Source organism: Celerinatantimonas yamalensis, from assembly GCF_046054155.1.
Taxonomy (GTDB): domain Bacteria; phylum Pseudomonadota; class Gammaproteobacteria; order Enterobacterales; family Celerinatantimonadaceae; genus Celerinatantimonas; species Celerinatantimonas yamalensis.
In genome coordinates this window covers 1-16,091 of record NZ_JBEQCT010000014.1, presented here as the reverse complement: position 1 = coordinate 16,091, position 16,091 = coordinate 1, and the positions used below count along the sequence as shown (strand labels likewise).

At 41.4% G+C, this 16,091-nt stretch carries 18 protein-coding genes and 5 pseudogenes; 10 read left to right on the top strand and 13 right to left on the bottom strand.

The genetic code is table 11. The annotated features are described in order from the left end of the window. Nucleotides 1-139 precede the first annotated feature (139 nt). From ABUE30_RS18255 to ABUE30_RS18225, 7 genes and pseudogenes are all read left to right on the top strand, one after another. A complete protein-coding gene (locus tag ABUE30_RS18255) occupies nucleotides 140-883 on the top strand; it encodes a class I SAM-dependent methyltransferase (protein WP_408625272.1) in 744 nt (247 codons plus the stop codon). A gap of 275 nt (nucleotides 884-1,158) precedes the next feature. Next, nucleotides 1,159-2,343 (top strand): BaiN/RdsA family NAD(P)/FAD-dependent oxidoreductase, encoded by a 1,185-nt coding sequence (locus ABUE30_RS18250; RefSeq protein WP_408625271.1) that lies wholly within the window; start codon nucleotides 1,159-1,161, stop codon nucleotides 2,341-2,343. Nucleotides 2,344-2,447: 104 nt separating this feature from the next. Beyond that, nucleotides 2,448-2,738: pseudogene (locus ABUE30_RS18245) on the top strand (heteromeric transposase endonuclease subunit TnsA); the annotation flags it as partial. Nucleotides 2,739-2,957: 219 nt separating this feature from the next. After that, complete coding sequence (locus ABUE30_RS18240; protein WP_408625270.1) at nucleotides 2,958-3,656, top strand: methyltransferase domain-containing protein; 699 nt, start codon at nucleotides 2,958-2,960, stop codon at nucleotides 3,654-3,656. 15 nt (nucleotides 3,657-3,671) lie between these two features. After that, complete coding sequence (locus ABUE30_RS18235; protein WP_408625269.1) at nucleotides 3,672-3,836, top strand: hypothetical protein; 165 nt, start codon at nucleotides 3,672-3,674, stop codon at nucleotides 3,834-3,836. Then, nucleotides 3,836-5,605 carry an ABC transporter transmembrane domain-containing protein gene (locus ABUE30_RS18230; protein WP_408625268.1) on the top strand — a complete coding sequence of 590 codons (1,770 nt, stop codon included), beginning with the start codon at nucleotides 3,836-3,838 and terminating at the stop codon, nucleotides 5,603-5,605. The genes ABUE30_RS18235 and ABUE30_RS18230 overlap by 1 nt, the downstream gene beginning before the upstream one ends. Nucleotides 5,606-5,794: 189 nt before the next feature. After that, nucleotides 5,795-6,325 (top strand): annotated as a pseudogene (locus ABUE30_RS18225) (ISAs1 family transposase); the annotation flags it as partial. Nucleotides 6,326-6,393: 68 nt separating this feature from the next. On the opposite strand, the pseudogene ABUE30_RS18220 reads toward ABUE30_RS18225, so the two are convergent. Both ABUE30_RS18220 and ABUE30_RS18215 read right to left on the bottom strand, forming a co-directional pair. Continuing rightward, a pseudogene (locus ABUE30_RS18220) lies at nucleotides 6,394-6,794 on the bottom strand (transposase); the annotation flags it as partial. Nucleotides 6,795-7,043: 249 nt separating this feature from the next. After that, nucleotides 7,044-7,604 (bottom strand): TetR/AcrR family transcriptional regulator, encoded by a 561-nt coding sequence (locus ABUE30_RS18215; RefSeq protein WP_408625267.1) that lies wholly within the window; start codon nucleotides 7,602-7,604, stop codon nucleotides 7,044-7,046. A 135-nt stretch (nucleotides 7,605-7,739) separates the two neighbouring features. On the opposite strand from ABUE30_RS18215, the gene ABUE30_RS18210 reads away from it, so the two are divergent. Both ABUE30_RS18210 and ABUE30_RS18205 read left to right on the top strand, forming a co-directional pair. Beyond that, on the top strand, nucleotides 7,740-8,288 hold the full coding sequence (locus ABUE30_RS18210; protein WP_408625315.1) for an HPP family protein: 549 nt from the start codon (nucleotides 7,740-7,742) through the stop codon (nucleotides 8,286-8,288). Continuing rightward, a complete protein-coding gene (locus ABUE30_RS18205; RefSeq protein ID WP_408625266.1) occupies nucleotides 8,275-8,745 on the top strand; it encodes a CoA-transferase in 471 nt (156 codons plus the stop codon). The genes ABUE30_RS18210 and ABUE30_RS18205 overlap by 14 nt, the downstream gene beginning before the upstream one ends. 198 nt (nucleotides 8,746-8,943) lie before the next feature. Here ABUE30_RS18205 and ABUE30_RS18200 read toward each other — a convergent pair. Continuing rightward, nucleotides 8,944-9,417 (bottom strand): annotated as a pseudogene (locus ABUE30_RS18200) (transposase); the annotation flags it as partial. A 105-nt stretch (nucleotides 9,418-9,522) separates the two neighbouring features. On the opposite strand from ABUE30_RS18200, the pseudogene ABUE30_RS18195 reads away from it, so the two are divergent. Continuing rightward, nucleotides 9,523-9,796, top strand: a pseudogene (locus tag ABUE30_RS18195) (transposase); the annotation flags it as partial. 21 nt (nucleotides 9,797-9,817) lie between these two features. Here the strand turns inward: ABUE30_RS18195 and ABUE30_RS18190 are convergent. The 10 genes from ABUE30_RS18190 to ABUE30_RS18145 all read right to left on the bottom strand — a co-directional run bounded on the left by ABUE30_RS18190 (nucleotide 9,818) and on the right by ABUE30_RS18145 (nucleotide 15,951). After that, nucleotides 9,818-10,315, bottom strand: coding sequence for a GNAT family N-acetyltransferase (locus tag ABUE30_RS18190; RefSeq protein ID WP_408625265.1), 498 nt, complete (start codon nucleotides 10,313-10,315; stop codon nucleotides 9,818-9,820). A 117-nt stretch (nucleotides 10,316-10,432) separates the two neighbouring features. Next, complete coding sequence (locus ABUE30_RS18185) at nucleotides 10,433-11,191, bottom strand: alpha/beta fold hydrolase (RefSeq protein ID WP_408625264.1); 759 nt, start codon at nucleotides 11,189-11,191, stop codon at nucleotides 10,433-10,435. A gap of 206 nt (nucleotides 11,192-11,397) precedes the next feature. Further along, complete coding sequence (locus ABUE30_RS18180) at nucleotides 11,398-11,826, bottom strand: ester cyclase (RefSeq protein WP_408625263.1); 429 nt, start codon at nucleotides 11,824-11,826, stop codon at nucleotides 11,398-11,400. A gap of 106 nt (nucleotides 11,827-11,932) precedes the next feature. Next, nucleotides 11,933-12,352, bottom strand: coding sequence for a GNAT family N-acetyltransferase (locus ABUE30_RS18175; RefSeq protein ID WP_408625262.1), 420 nt, complete (start codon nucleotides 12,350-12,352; stop codon nucleotides 11,933-11,935). Between the two features lie 491 nt (nucleotides 12,353-12,843). Further along, entirely contained in the window at nucleotides 12,844-13,260 is a 417-nt protein-coding gene (locus tag ABUE30_RS18170) for a GNAT family N-acetyltransferase (RefSeq protein WP_408625261.1), read from the bottom strand. A 63-nt stretch (nucleotides 13,261-13,323) separates the two neighbouring features. Beyond that, nucleotides 13,324-13,701, bottom strand: coding sequence for a nuclear transport factor 2 family protein (locus tag ABUE30_RS18165; RefSeq protein ID WP_408625260.1), 378 nt, complete (start codon nucleotides 13,699-13,701; stop codon nucleotides 13,324-13,326). Between the two features lie 56 nt (nucleotides 13,702-13,757). After that, nucleotides 13,758-14,249, bottom strand: coding sequence for a GNAT family N-acetyltransferase (locus tag ABUE30_RS18160; RefSeq protein WP_408625259.1), 492 nt, complete (start codon nucleotides 14,247-14,249; stop codon nucleotides 13,758-13,760). 85 nt (nucleotides 14,250-14,334) lie between these two features. Further along, a complete protein-coding gene (locus ABUE30_RS18155; RefSeq protein WP_408625258.1) occupies nucleotides 14,335-14,736 on the bottom strand; it encodes a GFA family protein in 402 nt (133 codons plus the stop codon). Between the two features lie 153 nt (nucleotides 14,737-14,889). Next, complete coding sequence (locus tag ABUE30_RS18150) at nucleotides 14,890-15,381, bottom strand: GNAT family N-acetyltransferase (protein ID WP_408625314.1); 492 nt, start codon at nucleotides 15,379-15,381, stop codon at nucleotides 14,890-14,892. 135 nt (nucleotides 15,382-15,516) lie between these two features. After that, complete coding sequence (locus ABUE30_RS18145) at nucleotides 15,517-15,951, bottom strand: GNAT family N-acetyltransferase (protein WP_408625257.1); 435 nt, start codon at nucleotides 15,949-15,951, stop codon at nucleotides 15,517-15,519. Nucleotides 15,952-16,091: the final 140 nt, after the last annotated feature.

The following is a 16,091-nucleotide window of genomic DNA, read 5'->3' as shown; positions in this document are numbered from 1 at the left end:
TCCTGCCAAACGCCATTCATCATGGCTTATGGTAACAGGCTTCGCTTCATTTCAAATCATTTACTTGCGCCTTTGAGGTGTTGTTGAAAATGCCCAGAGCGATTACACTTTCGAGTAATTTTTAACATCAGGAGTGCGTGTGATCCCACTGTTTTGTCAAGAATCACTGTTACAAACGAGCGCCCAGCAATTAGCGAGCACTTTTGATCTGCCCTTGAGTCGCCATCGCCCAGAGCAAGGCCTTTATTTAGAGTATACCCTCCAGGGGCTGAGTCTTTATTATGCCGATGAACCTAAGCTGAATGGGATCTGTGTGGATTTTGTGCATGGTCGCAGTGATTACCGGCGTAAATATGGCGGCGCAGAAGCTGTCACCAAGGCGCTGGGAATCAAAAAAGGGCAACGTCCAGTGGTGTTAGATGCCACCGCTGGGCTTGGCCGAGATGCGTTTGTGGTTGCTTCACTAGGCTGCCAGGTCCGCATGGTTGAGCGCAGCGCCGCGGTGGCAGCCATGCTCAGCGATGGGTTAGCCAGAGCGCGTTTAAATGCAGAGTTATCGACGTGGATAGACCAGCGGCTTAGCTTGCACTATGCCAGCAGCTTACAAGCATTGGCGGATATTGGCGAAGGCGTTGATGCCGTGTACTTAGACCCGATGTATCCACATAAGAAAAAATCAGCGCAAGTAAAAAAAGAGATGCGCCTATTTCAACTGTTGGTGGGTGATGACCATGATGCCGATGGGTTACTGGAAGCCGCGCGAGCAACGAACGCTAAACGGATTGTTGTGAAGCGGCCAAGCTTTGCTGAGCCGCTCAATAAAGAGAAGCCACAAGCAGAGTTAAAGACGAAAAATCATCGCTTTGATATCTATCTACGCTGAGCGAACAAAATTTCTCAAATAGAGTGACTTAGCTCTAATTTCTCGGACAAAACCTGCCGCGTGGCTTGCACTCCGCGAGGGGGCAGACTAAATTAATTATATCGCGCAGGGATAGCGTGGTAATGGAAAGAGATAACATCTGACCTTTGTTGACCGACCAAAGACGGGAGAGGCGAAAGCTCCTCCCGTTTTTCTTTGGCTTTTGTTTTAAAATCGTTATGATGGCGCGATTTTAGCGAATACATGCAACGATAGGGCAGATGGGGAGTCAAGCAATGCAGCATTGGGATGTAGTGGTCATAGGTGCTGGCGCAGCAGGGTTAATGTGCGCTGCGCAGGCAGCTTACCGAGGTCGGCGCGTATTGCTTGTTGATAATGCCAAAAAAGCGGGCCGTAAAATCCTCATCTCTGGTGGTGGTCGTTGCAACTTTACCAATATCAATGCCCAACCACAGGCTTATCTGTGCCATAACCCCCATTTTGTTAAATCGGCTTTAACCCGCTACCGCGCCCAAGACTTTATCGAACTGGTTGAGCGCCATGGGTTGAGTTTTCACGAGAAAACCCTCGGCCAACTGTTTTGCGATGAGAGCGCCCAAGATTTACTCGATATTCTACTGACGGAATTACAATACGCCGGTGCGACTTTGCAACTACGCACCGAGATCTTAGCGGTGAGCACTACTGATCTGGGCTTTGTGCTCACCACGAGCCAAGGACCACTTGAGTGTGACTCGCTGGTGGTGGCAACCGGTGGATTGTCGATGCCAAAACTTGGAGCAACACCTTTTGGCCTGAAACTGGCTGAACAATTTGGTTTAAACGTTTATCCCACGCGAGCGGGATTAGTCCCTTTCACCTTGCATGCGCATGATAAAAGCCGCTTCGAGCCGCTTGCTGGGGTAAGTTTAGACTGCCTTGTCAGCAGCGAGTCAGGGCATCAGTTTCGAGAAAATCTACTTTTTACCCACCGGGGTCTCTCTGGGCCGGCCATGCTGCAAATCTCTAATTACTGGTGGCCCGGCCAAGCCTTGCGTATCAACCTACTGCCAGATCTAGATAGCCACGAGTGGCTTAAAGCGAGTGCCCGTGAGCGCGCGCGTGTGAGCTGTAAAAATCTATTGAATGAACAGCTGCCCAAACGCTTTGTTGAGGTTTTTTTAGCCGACTTTAAGGACGCGACGACCGCTATTGGCCAGTTACCGAGTGAGCAGCGCCAGCAGTTGGCCTTGATGCTCAGTGAGTGGTTGATTAAACCCAATGGCAACGAGGGCTATCGCACCGCAGAAGTCACCCTTGGCGGTGTAGATACCGACGAGCTTTCTTCGAAAACCATGGAAAGTAAAAAAGTGCCCGGCATGTATTTTATTGGTGAAGTGGTGGATGTGACCGGCTGGCTGGGTGGGTATAACTTTCAGTGGGCGTGGAGCTGTGGCTGGGCGGCAGGACAAGCTGTTTAGTGATGTTTTGGAACAATAAAGTTTGTACACAAGTGCGATTTGGGATAATAAAGCTTGTACACTAGGCTATAATGCACTTTATCGAATTGAGGAGAGTATATGTTGTGGCCGGACGAAGAAAACTTGAAAAGCTCGCTGATTTTAAGCGGGCTTTAAAACAAAAATATGGTTTAGGGGCAGGAGTCAATTACACTCCTTGGATAAGAGTTCAGGATGTTAAGTCTCATGGGCACAGCGGTAAGATTGACGGAATAAAATCGGGACGGACTCACCATACCTTATCTGAGCAAGAGACATGCTTTTTCTATTTAGCTGAGTTTTCCGATTCAGTTACCGATATTCGGGAGCAGTTTCCGTTACTGCCACTACAAAGCGACATTCTGAAAGTAATGAAGAATATTTTTTTAAGCGTAAGGCAGAAATAAAAGAGGCCTATCTTTCTGGGGGCTTAATCAATTTAGATGAAGTTTATGGCCAATATTATGGCATATCCGCGGATAGCATCTTCAGCCTTAATAGCGAAAACAAGATTCCTATCAAGGAAATTCATCCTTCAAATTTTCATAAATTCGAAGGCATCTTTGAATCGATAATTAAAGTACTAGTAAAGCCCGATGGCTCAGCGGGCAGAGACCCAAACCGTAATAAATCCGACAGAGAGTTTTTTTAATGAGTTTGGATCTGATCAAGTAGATATTGTAGTAAATATGGAACATTTCTCAGATTTACCGTCCGCAGCTAAGTATCCAGAACGTTCATTGAAAGCACGAGTTATATTCAAGAACACTTTTCCCGAGCCTCAATTGGTCGATAAAGTTAATCGTTACGGCTACTCAAGGGTTGCGAAAGAGTTCACAGAAGATAGAAGAAAAACAACGGCAGATTTTCATAAACTAACCGAATACTATATCTCAGCTTTCCTGTCAAATCAGCGCGACTCAACAAAAATATTAGAAATTGGACCTGGAAAAGGCTGGTTTAGAAATAGCTTTAACCTTATGAGGTTCAATTACGTCTCAGTTGAGCTTTCACATTCCATGGTTTCAGAAGCTGAAGACACTGATAATTCCATATGTAGCACCGTTAGGGAAATCCCGTATTCTGAAGGCACTTTCGATATAGTTGTTTGCTCACTCGGTGACCCGTACACAGGTAATATCCCTAGTTGCCAGGGGTGTGACATAGAAGCATTTTGTGCTGGCGGGTGTGTTGCTGATGCATATAGAGAGCATGGAGACGTGATGTCTTCCACAACGAATTGTCTAGTTGAAAAGTCAGTATTTAATGCTTTGGCTTTAAATTATCTATCTTAAAAACTGGAGGAAAAAATGGATAATATGAGTATTTTATCCGGGGATCTTGACTTATCTATGGAGAATATATCTCTATCTGTAGGTGAAAGTGATAAAAAATATATTAATAAAGTTGATGCGGGTATCGGTATGTTTGGCCCGGGCCCTTGTCCATGCGGCCCCTGTCCTTGTGGACTTTAATGTCGTTATTATTTCTGCCACATTATGTGGCAGAAATTATAGGAATCGGTATGTATTATAAAAAGTTTCTTTCAAATCCGGTAATGCGCTTCTTTCTAACACTTAAACCATACTATCGTGGTTTGAGTCTATTATTAGCTATCAATATTATCTTGGTGTTCATGTATATACCAGGACCATTATTAATTTCTTATCTGTTTGATCATGTTCTTCTTAAGAAGAATTCAGATGAGTTGTCATTAATCATGACTTCGCTTTTATGTTGTTATCTTTCTATTCCTATATTGTCTTCTCTTTCCCTTTACATTAATAACTCTCTGCAGCATCGTATATCTTTTGATATTCGATTAGATTACATTGATGGTATTCTTAATAAAGATATTTCGTTTTTAAAAAAACACAAAGTTCCTGATCTTCTTTCAAGATTAAGAGATGCTAGCTCAGCTAGAAAACAAGTGATAAGTATTATCAATATGTTGTTTTCGAGTTGTTGCTTTCTACTTTCTATTCCTATAGTTATGATAACAATCAGCTTGAAATTAACTATAATATCATTAATGACCATACCAGTGTTGTTTATTGTCAATATTTTTATTTCTGAGCATGCTAAAATAAGAGCTAAATATTCTGCATTGACTCAGTCTGGAATGTCTTCAGCTTCATATGAATCCTTATATCTATTTAAAACAATTAAGAAGCTTGGTATTAAATCAAATGTTTTAAGACGACTGAAAATTTTATCTCTTCGTTTTAGAAAAGAAGATATGAATCTAAGAGTTTTAAATTCAATAGAAATAATTAGTTCTGGAGTTATATTTTCAGCATCACTAATTATTTGTGTTTTTTGGGGGACGAAAATGACACTTTCTGGGAAATTATCTATTGGTGATTTCTCTGCATTTATTATGCTGTTATCCTATCTTCGTAATCCACTATCAGATATATTTAAAGTGTCAATTAAACTGAAAGAAGTTGAAGCTTATGCAAAACGTTACCTCGATATTGTTGATGATACCTCAAGTGAGAAAATACTCGATATAGAGCCATCTTCTAACAAAAAAAATATTACTGAAGTTACAAAAGTTTCTTTGAATGATATTTCACTGACTTTTGGCAGGCAACATAAGATATTTGAGCATGTGAATGCATCTTTTTTAAAAGGAAAAACCTACCTTATTTCTGGACCAAGTGGTATAGGAAAATCTTCGTTAGCGGAAATATTAGCTAGTGAGAATAATTTTTTTAAAGGTAATCTTCTTATTAATAATGAATATTCACATGCTTTTTCACTAAAATCTCGTTATCGATATTTGGTTCTTGTTCCTCAGGATAGTCATATATTTTCAGCATCATTTAAAGATAACATCACTGGATTCAGAAATAAATTTTCGTATGAAGATATTCAAAGGGTATTGGATTTAGTCTGTCTGACACAGGTTTCTAAAAATTTAGAAAATGGATTGGACACTCCAATTGGTGATGGTGGAAGAGTGCTTTCATACGGTGAAACAAAACGGTTAATATTAGCTCGTTTTCTTCTTGGTATAGAAAGTGGTGGAGTTCTAATTATTGATGAGGGATTATCTAATCTAGATGAAAAAATGTGTATTGATATATTTAATAATATAAGAAGTGTAATCAATCCTAATATTATGATTGTTATTTCTCATGAGAAAACCCTATCTTCATGTGTCGACCAAGTGATGCGTGTTGATAATTTTAATCTTATGTTGGACGATTTATCAAATAGAGTTTATGAAACATCTTAAATTATTGCTTAAAGATCTTTAACTGAGTAATTCATGAAGAGAAGTATAGATATATGTTTGATTTGAATGATGCAAAGTGTTTTTTAATGACTATATTTTCTCACAGTCTCATACTGCCTTACAGGGGGGGATCGAACTTTGTTAGCGAATATGATCTAATATCGGAAAGCCCTCATTCATTCAGCCATTTTGAACCTAATAGAACATCTATCCGTAGTCAAAGATACTCGCTCAGACATTAATCAAAAACATGACCTTGTCGACGTCATGTTCCTCGTTATCAGCGCCATCGCATCGGGGTGTGAAGGTTGGCAAGATATTGAACTATATGGCGAAGAAAAACTCGACTGGTTGAGAAAGTATCGTCCATTTGAAAATGGTATTCCACGTCGACATACCATCGCACGCATCCTGCGTTCAGTCGTTGCTGAGGCGTTACTTGAAGCGCTTGCTTGTTGGATTAACGAACAAAGAACTAGCCAAAATAAGCCTGTCATCGCATTTGATGGAAAAGTCCTACGTGGCTCGTACCGAAATGACAGCAAAACAGCGTTACAGCTGGTGACCGCTTATGACACTGAGCGTGGTCTCGTTTTAAGCCAGAAGCCGACAGCGACTAAAAATGGTGAGATCAATGTTGTGCGCCAACTGATTGATGTTATTCATGTAAAGGGCAGTATCATTACTATTGATGCGCTGCATTGTCAGCGAGAACCCCTCGATATGTAGATACCATCTATCAGAAGCGACTACAAACTTAATTTAAGGTTAATTCAGACTGATATCTTGTCTGGTTTTTTATAACGAAAACTACTTCGGTGTAGCGCAAAGGCTTTGCACAATGTTTGTATGCTATAGCACTGGCTTAGTTTCTCGATTATCGAGCATTGTTCAGTGCGTCCGACATCACCAGAGCGGTAGCCTTTTTTAAGATTTCATTATGCTCTTCAAGGCGAGCAATTTTCTTTTTAAGCCCTCTGATTTCAATTTGTTCGGGTGTCATCGGTGAAGCCTTGGGTGTAATGCCATTACGCTCTTGTCGAAGTTGTCGAACCCACTTGTCCATAGTGGATTGACCTACGCCCATAGCTTGCGCTGCATCAACAACGGAATAACCTTGTTCAACAACTAAAAGAGCTGCTTCGAGTTTAAATTCAGGGCTGAATGTTCGTCTGGTTCGCTTGTTCATAATGTCACCTGTTATGTGTGCGAGGTGTAAGTTTAACACCTCTATTCAGGTGGCCAAATTCACTATGCCACTACACAATACTAAAGAAACCGTGTCGCCTTTTACAAAGATGACTGGATAATCTTCCCGGCACTTTACTTCCTCCTGTCCCAATAGTTGGGTAAGGGTCTCCGCATGCACTTCAAGCTTTGATAGGGCTAATCCAATATAGTGTGTGCCACTAGCCAATAAAACGACTATTGCACTCTTTTAGAAACGTGTTTTGGATAGTGATCGAATCGCTAACCGAAAAACAGGTCTATACGGTGTGATATCGTCAAATTCAGCTCGGACAATCATGCCTTCTACAAATGTCATTATGGCTTCCGATTTTGCCTCAGCTTGCTTTCCACCAAAATCAGTATTATCCAAAATAATATTTTTTATGAGACTTTTAAGCCACTTTTTATGCGTATAGGCTGAATCCGCAATAGCGCCATCAGATTCTTTGAATTCCGACATAGCATGCATAAACATGCAGCCGTGAAAATCCTCAGTGCCGAACCAATTAAAGTGCCAGTCAACGAATACATCCAATTTTTCTTCCATGCTCATTTCAGGTTTAACAGCACTGCCCAACGTTTCTTCGAAGCGTAAATGTCTTCTAGCAAGCACTGCTAGTATAAGTTTATTTTTTGAACCGAAATAACGGTACATAGACGTTTTCGAGACTCCCGCTGTGTCGCGAATAAGGTCGACCCCAACGGCAGTGTACCCATTCACATTAAATAAATATTCAGCGGTATCTAATATGTGTTCTTTGGTGCCCATAAATACATTTCCAAACTTTAAAATAAAACAGTTGCATAACGTGTACAGATCTGTAACATTATTCTCGAATGGTACAGACTTGTACCATTTAATGTAACACAAATTTCATTGATATCATTTTTTATTAAGGAATTAATTATGAACAAACTAAAAGGTGGCGGACCACTTCCGCGACACCCATCACTTCTTCAACTATCAAAAGGCTTGATTGGGGGAACGCTAGGAATTTTATGTTTGTGCCTTCTTGGTCAGTACTCAGGAGTGCCTTGGTTAATGGCTCCATTTGGCGCCACATGCGTTATTTTATTTGCCGCGCCAACGTCACCTCTCGCTCAACCAAGAAATGTTATTGGTGGACACTTGATTTCCGCATCGGTCGGCTTGGCTGCCCTATATGGACTGGGTGACTCATACATCATTATGTCTATGGCGGTCGGGGTATCCATCATGGCGATGCAATTTCTGCGTGTAGTTCATCCACCCGCTGGAGCTAACCCAATTGTGATTATTCTTGCAGGTAAATCTGTTGTTGGACTGAGCTTCTTATTCACTCCCGTTTTAGTGGGAAGCACACTACTTGTTGTTATCGCCTCTATTATTAACAACTTTGGCGTAAAAGACGGATGGCCTGTTTACTGGCATGGTTTTGGGAAAAAGAAGGGTAATAACGATGCAAGTTATTAGTTCTCTGGAAGCGGCGTCAAAGATTCACAACAATGCAGTTGTTATCCCCGGTGGCTTTGGTTGCTGTGGATTCCCTGACGCACTATCAGATGCGATTGCCGACCGATACCTGTCAGAGCAAAAACCACAGAATCTAACCTTACTCTTTGCATCTGGCGGTGGCAACAAAGCGGGCAAAGGTCAGGATAAATTGGCTTTACCAGGATTAGTGTCAAGAGCTATTGGTGGGTTTTGGGGATTCTGCCCAAGCCTAGCAAAAATGGCCATCGACGGAGAGATTGAAGTACATAATTGGCCAATGGGTGTCGTGAGCCATTTATTTAGGAGTATGGCTGAAGGTGCTACCGGCTTATTAAGTCGAGTAGGGCTCGGCACTTTTATCGACCCGCCCTTAGACGGAGGGAGGTTAAATGCTAAATCGTCATGTCTTTATAGAAGAGGCGGAAGTTCTGGGTAAACAATATCTCCACTACCCAAACATAGGGGTTGATTTTGCTTTGTTAAGAGGGACGCGAAGCGACCGCTATGGGAATGTATCAATGACTGGCGAAGCGGCTCTTCATGATGCTTTCTGGCAAGCAATGGCGGCAAGATCATCTGACCTGGTCAACTGAATTCGGTCACCCTAGTTAAGTTCGTCAAGAGACTTCTTTTAATAGCGCACCCAAACGTTTGCTTCTTTCATCAGTTGCGCTGTTTTCCTACGCCCAACAGAGTAATCAAGTGAATTCAATGCCTTTTGAATGCGTCTTTGTCCATAGGTGTTATCGCTAAACTCGGCAATATTCTTCACCCACTGCAACATCTCTTGATGCTCTGTATCAACACGTGACACATTAATATCACCGGCCAGATCTTCTTATTTTGGGCAATAAACGCGTATTTTACTTCGTTTCTTTGGCAAAGAAGACCGCTTTTTTTAGTATTTCACGCTCCATTTCTAAGCGCTTTACTTGTGCTTTTAGCTTTCGGATCTCTTCCTGCTCAGGTGTCAGCTTGCCATTGCCTCGAAATGCATGACCCTCATCATTTTCTGCTTCTTTTATCCAGCGGCCGAGTAGCTGAGGTGTGACCTCTAAATTTCTAGCGCTTCAGCAATACTGTAATTTTGCTCTCTTACCAGTGCAATGGCATCAAGCTTGAATTCTTTTCAATAGGATTTACGTGTGTTCATTTGAATCTCCAGTTAAATCAATTATGTCTTAACTGGGTTAGTCGTATCAATTAAACCACGTCATTAATCGGTGTCGCACCAATTACGCACGAGAGTGGTCGCTTTAAAGGGAAGAGAATGATCAAAGGTGGGCGAATGCAAGTAAGGACCGTTTTATACATGGCTATGATGCCCGCAATGCAACCCTGTATTTAAAGAGACCTATCAGCGACTTTTAGCCGCAGGAAAACCCAAAAAAGTAGCCATTATTGCCTGCGTAAGAAAGATGGTCGTCATCCTAAATTCAATGCTAAGAGATGGTTGCATGTGGGATGCAAACAGCGCCAAAAATTAACTCTGACGCCATAGCCTCTTGTTATGTTTTGATTACACGTGCCATATGGTATACATTAACAAACTTTCCATTTCGAAAAGCAAAATTAACCGATTCACCTTCAATTTGAAAACCATATTTTTTATACAGTTTAATTGCGGCTTTATTATCCGTGTAAACTTCTATCTCAAGACGATTTAGGTTTAACCAATTATCAGATAACTCTATCGCAGCGCCTAATAACTGACTACCAACACCTTTACCTTGATGGTTATCTTTAACTGCCATACCAAAACTACCAACATGTTTTCGTCTCGGGTTTTGGTAAGCATCAAAACCCAGTTGGCCAATTATTTCACCGTCAAATTCAGCAACGAAACTGTATGAACCACTAGGAAGATTACTTAATCGAGATTCCCATTTTTGCAGAGAAGGGAACGGAAGCTGTAATGTTCCGCCAAAAGCAAGCTCACCCTCATAAATATTTTTGATAGCTGGAATATCATTTACTTCACTGTGTCGAATAATTATTTTTGGCACTGAACCTCCTTAAAAACATAACGCTGAGCACAGTTTCAAAAATACATGTCACGAATTTTGGTACCCAAAATGTAGCGCCATGTATTTTTGTCAATTGATGCGATTTGTTAGGTTTGTTTAAATCGAACTCGCTATGACTGAGGCTAACTCTTTCGGATTCTCCCATGCCATCGAGTGTCCGGCGTTTGATACCACAACTACATTAATATGATTTTTATTCAATTCATCATAGTCTGAATCCGGAAGACTATGACTTCCAAAAATATATGTTTTAGCTGTACCAAGCGAATAATATAATTGTCTCCAGCTTGGCACTTGACCATTTATCAAAGATATCGCATTTCTGTGAATCGCAATTGGTGAACTATTTGATAATCCAGCAGCCCATTCAGTATTACCACTTGCTACACTCTCTTTAATAAGATTCGCATATCCGAAATTTTTAAAATCATTTTCAGTAAAACTTGCAATTTTTTTACTAAAAAAACCGCCACCGGCATCAAGATTAGCTTCACTTAAAATAAGGGCATTCACTCTATTTTTTATAAGATTAGCTAACACGATAGATATTGCGCCCCCCATGCTGTGACCATAAATTACAACATTGTCGATATGTAAATGATCTAGTAATTTTTCTATGCAGTTAGCATGATTGGCTATCGTGTAATCAAATGTCTCTGGTTTATCACTGTAACCAGACCCGATCAAGTCAACGAGAATACGTCTATGATCAGATAAGCTTCTCATTGATGCCACTTGTGGATAGTCAAATGATGAGGCGCAACCAAGTCCGTGAATAAATACAATTGGAACATCATCTCCAGGAAAGTCCTGATACCTAAGAATCACATTATTATCAAGTTTAAACTCTTTCATGTTACTACTCAGTCATTAATTTTTAGCCATTGATAATATCATGAAACAACTGTGTTTATATACAGCCTTGGATTCATCTTAGAACCTAACGCCCGCCAAAGGGGCTGACAACGCATGACCACAAAACCCAAACACAACAACCGTAACCACTTCGGCTCAATGGGACTGGAAACGCCGCGCGTTGACAGTCCCTCTTGAGGCGTTTGTTAGCTGAATTGCTCAAGGTTTGCTGCGAGTTGATTACGTAAACCCTGATTTTCCTGCTGAATCCAGTATTCGACTATTTTGTTTTCATTAACTCGATAAACAGCGCTTCCTACTGTCGAAAGCTTTAAACCTGTTGGCTCATAACCCAAGATTCTTCCTACATGTCGACCTTCTTGACGCCAACGCACATACACCTTTTCGCCTTGGACTAGAAACTCTTCAATGAAAAGTTCATAACTTCCATAAGCCTCGAGAAATTCTTCTACATGTAAACGATAATTTTCCGGAGTTCTTTCTATTGTTTCCGACACTCCGGACACAATTTGATGAGCTATGACAACGGGTGCTAAATATTGAGCAGACAATTCAGGGCGTTTCCCAGAACGGACTTGGTCGATAAAACCTCTTACAACTTCTTCCACTGACATTAAAGCTTCCTTACATTCAGCTAACGGCCATTTATAAGCGGTGCCGCCATAGGCTGCATTCGGCGACCGAAGGGAGAGTACTTTATGTACTTGTTATATGCAGTTCTCATAGTTCCTTGCGCAGTACCCACATTTCACCTTCTTGCCTAGTCGGTACCCATTCATTCTCTTCATACAACTGAGGGACATTGGTATACACGAGAAGCGTTTCTTCTTCAGTTACCGTTCGAGCATGTTCATCAGCAGCAGCGATCAGTGTTCTTGCGATTCCTTTGCCGCGAAACGCTGGCTCTACATAAACCGTGTTAATCCACAATGCCACCTTTGGATAGTCTGGCGCAATATGCCAGGTAAACGAAATGCCGCCAGCCAAACGTTCACCAACCATAGCAAGTAGGGGTGAGGGTAAAGGTTTGAACCTATCCAATGATTCAAAAGAATGATCTTGGCCCCACTCTTCGGATATCCATTGCCGGTATGTTTCAAGATGAATATCACTGAGCAGAGAATCAACAATGGTTATCATCAGATACCTCTATGCATATAACGTTTTGTTATGTGCGTTCTACCGACTTAACTTACTTTGTTGATATTTTCTCCTGAACCATTTTAATGAACCAAAAATGAAACCAACTAACAACCAACTAGCCAGACTTTTGAATAAATACGCAGGAGACAGTTCTGCTGAGTGAAAAAAATAGTTATAGATATTATCTAGAATAAATACCGGAATAGAAAAACATATAAAACCATTAAAGATTAAAAATTGTAGATAACCCCTGTTTTCCCAGTAGTTATTTGAAGATTTTTCCATGATATATAGCGCCCTAATTGAATCCTATGAATACAACTTATCACTTAGTAAAACTGAATTGGAGTGAATTTTAGTTACTGATAGATTTAATGATTTTTGAAAGTACATAACGCCGCTGTACAGTGGCGCAATGTAGCGCCAGCGAAATCGCGTCCAATGCCCGCCGCGGAGCGGTTTTAGCGGGCATGAACTGCTACGGTTTGTTACGTGTTTGCCACTAGTTCGTAGGTTAATTCCGTTTCTTTTTCTCTTACAAAGCCGTTTCTCTCGTAGAGTTTAAGCGCTCTGCCTTCTTTAAAAGCACCAACTCGAACTTCAGAATAACCTTGCATCGAGGCTACTGACTTTATTTTTCTTAAAGCCTCAGTACCAAAACCTTTACCTCTGTAACAGGAACCAATGTGTAGTTCAGCCAAGTAAAAAACACCAGAGTGCTCATAAACCATATTAAAGCCTACAACTTCACCTTCTACCGAAATATTCCAAAGCGAGCACTTCTGATATTGAACGAGTTTCTTTGCATCATCCCATTCAAGCCCGAGCTTTTCATAATCGAAAGCCATAGCTTCTTTAATGGCAGATATTGCTCCTTCAAAATTTTCAGATTTTACAAATTCCATATTTCCTACACGTAACGTTTGGAGCAGTTGCGCGGGCTTTTTCGCGTCGACTGCCTGCATTTGTTAAGGTGAAAGCTCAAAAGGCTCCACCTTTGTTCCTTGGTGAAAAATAACTTTCCACTCATCACCAAACCTTTGCCAAAGACTACTACGAAGAGAATATGTTCCTTCGTCTGCATCATTACCTTTAATAAAGGCTTTGAAAATCAGTTGACAGATATCATCACTATGCTGCGTGAACTCAAAGTCTTGTACTATAGCGCTCCAAGTTTGTTCCGTAGGCAAACGTTCTAAGATGTTTTCTAGACCGAAATAAGCACCCGAAGCCCCAATTTCCTTAAAATCCGGTGCTATTCTTTTTCTTAGCTCAGTTTCAGAGTGCCTTACTTCAAAAGTAAGTAGCGACTTTTCTAGTTCAATTATCAGAGTCTCGATATTCATAAACACCTTAACGCCCCTGTTCGCGGGCGAGTTTACGAGTCCCTTGCGACGGTTTGTTAAGTATCTAGACTGAACTCGAAGTAGTTTCTGTTCATGGCTTTTAGATAGCGCACTGGCTTGAAGCCAACCTTTACTAATATTCTATTTGATGCAATATTCTCGGGATGGGCGAAAGCGACTACTTTATTTAGTCCAATGACTGTCGCTGCATAGTTCATTGAAAACTCTGCTAGCTCACTTGCATACCCACATCCGCTTTTTTCTGGGGCGATATAGTAGACCAATTCAGGCCCCCATTTAGGATCGTCTTCATCTATGACTATACCGCCCCAGCCGATAATGCTTCCGGTAGACTTTTCAGTAATTGACCAACACCCATAGCCAAGAGTGTCCCATTGCGACGAAAAATTCCGAACATACCGTAAACACTTCTCATAGGTATTTAAATCCACGCTATACCTCATGTATTGGGAATTCTTCATAATTCCAAATAAATGAGGAAGTTCATCAATTGAGATTTTCTTATACGACAAAAATTTGCTGTCCATTTGGGTACTTAACGCCTGGCTTTGCGGCTTACCGGAGCGCAGCGTAGGTGCGTCCGACAACAGCCACTGGTTATGTGATGGTAGCTCAACCTGGAAGTCCCTCGAACTTTGGCACCTCTCCTAACCCCTCATCCCAAACAGCTTTGCTGGATGAAAAGATATGCGCAGTTGGCAACATCGTGATCTCAGTGTCCAAACACCCTGCGGGAACGACGAGCAAGCCTGCGATCTGAGTGTTTGGCAATGCTGAACCACACAACTTACAAAAGCTTTTGTTATGACGAGTGCCAGGGAGCGTAAAGGAAGTCACAGCATCTGCACCTGACAGCCAGACTAATTTAGCTGAACACGAGAATAGATTTGCCGCATGAGCCGAACCTGTATCTTTTTGGCAATGCTGACAATGGCACAGGTAAAAGCTGTCGAAATCACCTTTTACCTCAAAACTCACGGTGCCGCATAGACAAGAACCGAAATGATCAGTCATCAGAACTCCTTCCATGGCCTGTGGGTGAAAACACATAACGCCCGCTTAAGGAGCAGCCAACGCTACTACCAACTTTCCGCATAACACCGTAATCACTGAAAACCAACGCATTATAAAAATGCCACGCGTTGGCTGTCCCTCTTGAAGCGTTTGTTATGTAACAATATTTTCCATCATGTATATGTGATCAGCATACATTTGACCACCAATTCCATATGCATCAGGAATAACACTATGTAATGTGAATCCACTTTTGATTAACACTTTTTCCGAACCAAGATTACCTTCAGTAACCACAGCCGAAAAACTTTTTAGGCAAAAATGTTTTCGGGAATATTCGACTAAAGCTCGTAATGATTCAGTTCCATAACCTCGACCGTGGAAACTAGGTAAAAACATAAAACCAACTTCAGCTGTTCCATTCTGGATGCAATAACCCGTTATGCCTACTTTGATACCAGTTTCTAATTCCGAAACAACCAAACAGTACCAATGGCTAGAATCTGGTGTCCATGGTTCAAGCTTAGAACGAAATTTAGACTGAATTTCCAACAAAGTCGGTTCATCGAAGCAAAGTGAAATGACCTCTGGATCGGTCTGAAGTGTGTGAAATAGAGGCCAATCATCTTCTGATATCGGAGACATCACTAAACGATCTGAAAATATTTTTTCCACTGAACCTTCCTTGTTACATAACGCCCTTATTTTGCGGCGAGTGTTAACGAGTCCGAAGCCCGCTTGCGAAGCAAGTCTTTAGCGGGCTTGAACAATAATTGATTGTTAGTTGCCGCCACGATACTCATAGTAAAGATCAAACTCATCTTCATTAGTTTTAATAAAGCCATTTTGTTTATAAAAGTCATTTGATTTGCTACCTCTTAGAGCCCCTAACCGTACGGGGAGCCCGCGTTGGGTTGCATCTTTCTTTACCTTATCAATGACACTCTTACCGATTTTCATGTTCTGAAAGCTTGGCTCGACGTATAGGTGATCTAAATAAATATGGTCGCCCTTGTCTCGCACCACATAAAACCCTACGACTTCATTATCATATACAATTTTAAAGGTTTCATCTGGAACAAACGACTCTAGAAACCTGCTTCTGACTCGATTTTCATCAAATCGTCTTATAGCCTCTAGGCTCGGTTTCATAGCAGCCGCTCTAATTTCAGCTAATTTGTTTCCATCTGATTGAGTTGACTTTATGTATTCCATTTACCCTCTTTAATGCAACTAACGCCCGGCTAAGGGGTTGACAACGCACCGCCGAGCTCAAAAAACACACTGTAAACGCTGAACTTCAATTTTGCACCAAAGCCGCCACGCGTTGGCAATCCCTCTTGAGCCGTTTGTTA